This is a genomic window from Kitasatospora sp. NPDC093558, assembly GCF_040683475.1.
GTDB lineage: Bacteria > Actinomycetota > Actinomycetes > Streptomycetales > Streptomycetaceae > Kitasatospora.
In genome coordinates, this window is the sequence record NZ_JBFBDY010000618.1 from 1 (window position 1) to 3,676 (window position 3,676).

Consider the following 3,676-nt stretch of genomic DNA (forward strand, 5'->3'; position numbering starts at 1 on the left):
CCCTCGCCCGGGCGCTCCTCGATCGGCTCGATCTCGCCGGTCAGGTACGGACCGGACGTGTCGACGTCGCGCAGCAGGAACCGGGTGGCGCGTCGTCCGTGCCGCCATGCAGGTGCTGGGCGCCCAGGGCATCACGGAGTGGTCGGTCGCATCGCGCTTCTACATGAAGTGCGCGGAGAACATCGGATCGCTCGACCGCGAGGACGCCGGGACGAACGGCTAGGCAGGGCCGCGGGCCGCCGGCACGTCCGCCGGCGGGTCCGCCGGCGAGTATTCCCGGCCCACCGAACAGTACGAGCGTCTTTCGCGTTTCGCGGATCCCAGGCAAAGGTGGTTTTTCGGTGCGAGTTTCCCTCGCGGGTCAGGAACCCGCGGACATGATTTCCTCGGACCTTTACGAGGAATCGCAGTACGCGGTGCGGAACATGCATTCCGTGTGGCAGGATATGCGGAAGAGCGAAGGCCTTGGCAAACAGCGGACGCCGGACGGCCAGGAATTCCTCGCGGCGGTCCGCCACGCGGACGTCCGGGAGGTCCTGAGCGACCACGGGACGTTCTCGTCGGCCTACAGCACCATGCTCACGGTGCGCGGGGACGGGGACGTCGCGGCCGGCGCCGCGATCCATCTCACGGACCCGCCGCTGCACCCCGAGATCAAGCGGGCCTTCACCCCGCTGATGACGGTGCCGGCGGCGCAGCGCCTCCAGCAGGACATCACCGAGCGCATGTCGGAGCTGTTCGAGACGATCCGGGGCCGGGAGTCCTTCGACTTCTGCGAGGCCATGATCACCCTGCCCATGACGATCACGGGCAAGCTGATGGGCATCCCGCAGGAGAAGTGGACCGTCACGGGCCGGGCGACGGTGCGGGCGATGGGGGGCGTGGACGCGGCCCAGTCGGAGATGCAGCGCCGGTTCGAGCTCTTCGAGGCGCACACGACCATCATGTCCGTCCTCGGGGACGTCCTGGAGGGCTCCCCGTCCGAGGACTCGGTGAGCGGACGCTGCCCGGTCACGGCCCACGCGGTCGGGGACGAGAGCAGGGACGTGCCGCTGCTGAACGCCTACGCGTTCCTCATGGGCGCCAACCCGACCGTGCCCCAGACGATCAACCAGACGCTGATCCTGCTGGCCGGCGACGACGACCTGTGGTCGTGGTTCACCCGGCAGGAGGAGACCGACCAGCGGTTCGTCGACGAGGCGCTGCGCTGGGCGAGCCCGGTCAACCACGTGCTGCGGCGTGCCACCGCGGACACCGTGGTCGCCGGCACCGAGGTGCCGGCCGGCTCGCTGGTCACCGCGTGGATCGCCTCGGCCAACCGGGACGAGGAGGTGTTCGACGACCCGTACCGGTTCGTGCCGGACCGCTCCCCGAACCGGCACCTGGCCTTCGGGCTCGGCGTGCACCGGTGCATCGGCCAGCACGTCGCCGCCCTCGGGATGAAGACCTTCTTCGACCTCTGGCGCAAGAACGTGCGGTCGGTGCGCCTCGACGGCGACCCGAAGCACCTGATCTCGAACTTCCTGAATGGCGTAGTGTATCTGCCGCTGGCAGTGACCTGGAAATAGCCGGCGCCGGCTGCCGGGTCGACGATTTGCACACGCGGAAGGCACAGCCGATGAGCGATTTCGTGACCACGGTGGTCGGACCGGACGACTGGCCCACGGTCGGAGAATTCTTCGCACCGAAAGGGCTTGTGGAAAATTGCTGGTGCACGTATTTTCGAATGACATCGAAGGAACGCTCTGCCTGCGGCGCCGAAGCCCGCAAGGACAGGCTCCGTGACCTGGTCGAGGCCGGCGAGCGGGTGGGCGTCCTCGGCACGGTCGACGGCGTTCCGGTCGGCTGGATCGGGGCCGGCCCCCGGCTGGGCTTCCCGAGGCTGCGCGGGTCCCGCGCGGCGAAGCCGGTCGAGGGTGACGACCCGGAGCGCATCTGGTCCATCGTGTGCCTGTACCTGGCGCGCGAGCACCGGGGCCGGGGCCTCGTCAAGGTGCTCGTCGACCGGGCGGCGGAGTGGGCCCGGTCCGAGGGGGCCGACCTCATCGAGGCCTACCCCGAGGACGACCGGACCCCCGGGGCCCCGTTCGACCGGAGCAGCTTCCACGGCCGGGTGAGCACCTTCGAGTCCTGCGGATTCACCGTCGTCGAACCCCGCCTCCAGCGCAGGGCGTTGGTACGGAAGGACCTCCGTTGACAGTTCACAAGGTGCTCGCACTCGAACCGTTTCTGAACAACCAGGCGGCGACCACGCCCGGCAACCTCGCCGACGGCCGGCTCAACGTCTGGCGCAACTCGCTCCCGGCGCAGCCCGCGCCGCTCGACCTCGTCGTGGACGGCGTGCCGCTGCGCAGCGCCCGGCTCGACGGCGACGGCCCGGACAACGTCGTCTGCTCGGGCCAGCGGATCGAGGTCCCGGAGCGGCGCTGGGACTGGCTCTACCTCATCGGCTGCGGTGAGCGGCGGGTCAGGGACGTCCTCACCTGGCACTTCTCCGACGGCACGGTGGACCGCGACCACTTCGCGCTGTCCGACCTGTGGGAGGGGCGGTCGGACTTCGGCGAGGAGCTCGCGCTGCGCACCGACGTCATCCACTACCCGCACCACGTCCAGGAACGCATCGGGATCACCCTCTGGTGCCAGCGGGTGCCGGTGACCTCGCGCAAGCCGCTCGCCGCCGTGTCGCTGCCGAGGAACCCGGCCGTCCACCTCTTCGCCCTGACGCTCGTCGGCCGGCCGGCGGAGGCCGGCGCCGAGGGCGGCCCGCAGATACCGGGAGCCAGCCGTGACCTTAGGTAGTACGACCGGAGCGACAGCGCGCGCGGCCCGCTGGAACGGTGCCCCCGGCACCTACCCGCAGTGGTACGAGGACCCGCTGAGCTGCCTGCAGACCACGCTGGGCAGCATCCTGCTGGAGCACGGCCTGAAGCCCGTCGAAGTCCTGGGCCTCGCTTGCGAGTTCGCGTTCGCGCCGGACGACGTGCCGCGCGAGGAGTTCTACCGTCCGGTGCAGAGCGACCGCGGTGTGGCCGCGGACCTGTGCCGCCACCACGACGTCGAGTCCGCCTGGACGACGGGCCGCGACGCGGACGACCTGATCGAGCTGATCGAGACGCACTCCAGCGTCATCGTCGCGGTGGACAACTACCACCTCCCCTTCCGCCCGGCCTTCCACGACGTGCACGCGGCCCACCTGGTCGTGGTGCCGGCCTGGCGCCGGACGCCGGACGGCGCCGTGGAGTTCTACGTCTCCGACGCCCAACCCCCCGCGTTCCAGGGCTGGTTGGCCGCCGAGCACCTGGTGAACAGCTGGACCTCCGGCAATCCGTCCGACACCCAGGACGTCTTCTTCTCCAGCAGCGAGATCGGTGGCAGGGTGCTGACGACCCGGGTACGCTCACAGCGCGAGGAGTTGACGGACCGTCAGGTCATGCCGGCACTGCGGGACAACCTCGACCGCTGGACCACCGGCACGGCCGGCGCCGCGGACCGCGTGTGGACCGGCCGCGCCGGACTGGCCCGCTTCGTCGAGCGCCTCCAGGAGAGCAGCGCCGACCCGGCGGACCTGCGCAGCGCCTACACGTTCGGCTGGGCCATGCACGCCCAGGCGTTCCTGCACGGCCCGTACCCGCAGGAGTTCGCGCAGCGCTCGAAGCAGGACCGGCAGCTAGGCGAG

General features: G+C 70.4%; 4 protein-coding genes. All 4 read left to right on the forward strand.

Going from position 1 to position 3,676, the window contains the following annotated elements; all coding sequences use genetic code 11:
• Nucleotides 1-446: 446 nt before the first annotated feature.
• Nucleotides 447-1,568 (forward strand): cytochrome P450, encoded by a 1,122-nt coding sequence (locus AB0O00_RS32560; RefSeq protein ID WP_363657937.1) that lies wholly within the window; start codon nucleotides 447-449, stop codon nucleotides 1,566-1,568.
• A gap of 158 nt (nucleotides 1,569-1,726) precedes the next feature.
• Nucleotides 1,727-2,197 (forward strand): GNAT family N-acetyltransferase, encoded by a 471-nt coding sequence (locus tag AB0O00_RS32565; protein WP_363657939.1) that lies wholly within the window; start codon nucleotides 1,727-1,729, stop codon nucleotides 2,195-2,197.
• Nucleotides 2,194-2,799, forward strand: a complete 606-nt coding sequence (locus AB0O00_RS32570) for a hypothetical protein (protein ID WP_363657941.1) — start codon at nucleotides 2,194-2,196, stop codon at nucleotides 2,797-2,799. Before AB0O00_RS32565 ends, AB0O00_RS32570 begins: the two co-directional genes overlap by 4 nt.
• The coding region (locus tag AB0O00_RS32575; RefSeq protein ID WP_363657943.1) for a BtrH N-terminal domain-containing protein at nucleotides 2,786-3,676 on the forward strand (891 nt) is incomplete at its 3' end. The genes AB0O00_RS32570 and AB0O00_RS32575, both read left to right, overlap by 14 nt.

Coding starts and splice junctions, on each gene's coding strand:
- AB0O00_RS32560 (WP_363657937.1), top strand. CDS start 447: ATGCGGAAGAGCGAAGGCCTTGGCAAACAGCGGACGCCGGACGGCCAG.
- AB0O00_RS32565 (WP_363657939.1), top strand. CDS start 1,727: ATGACATCGAAGGAACGCTCTGCCTGCGGCGCCGAAGCCCGCAAGGAC.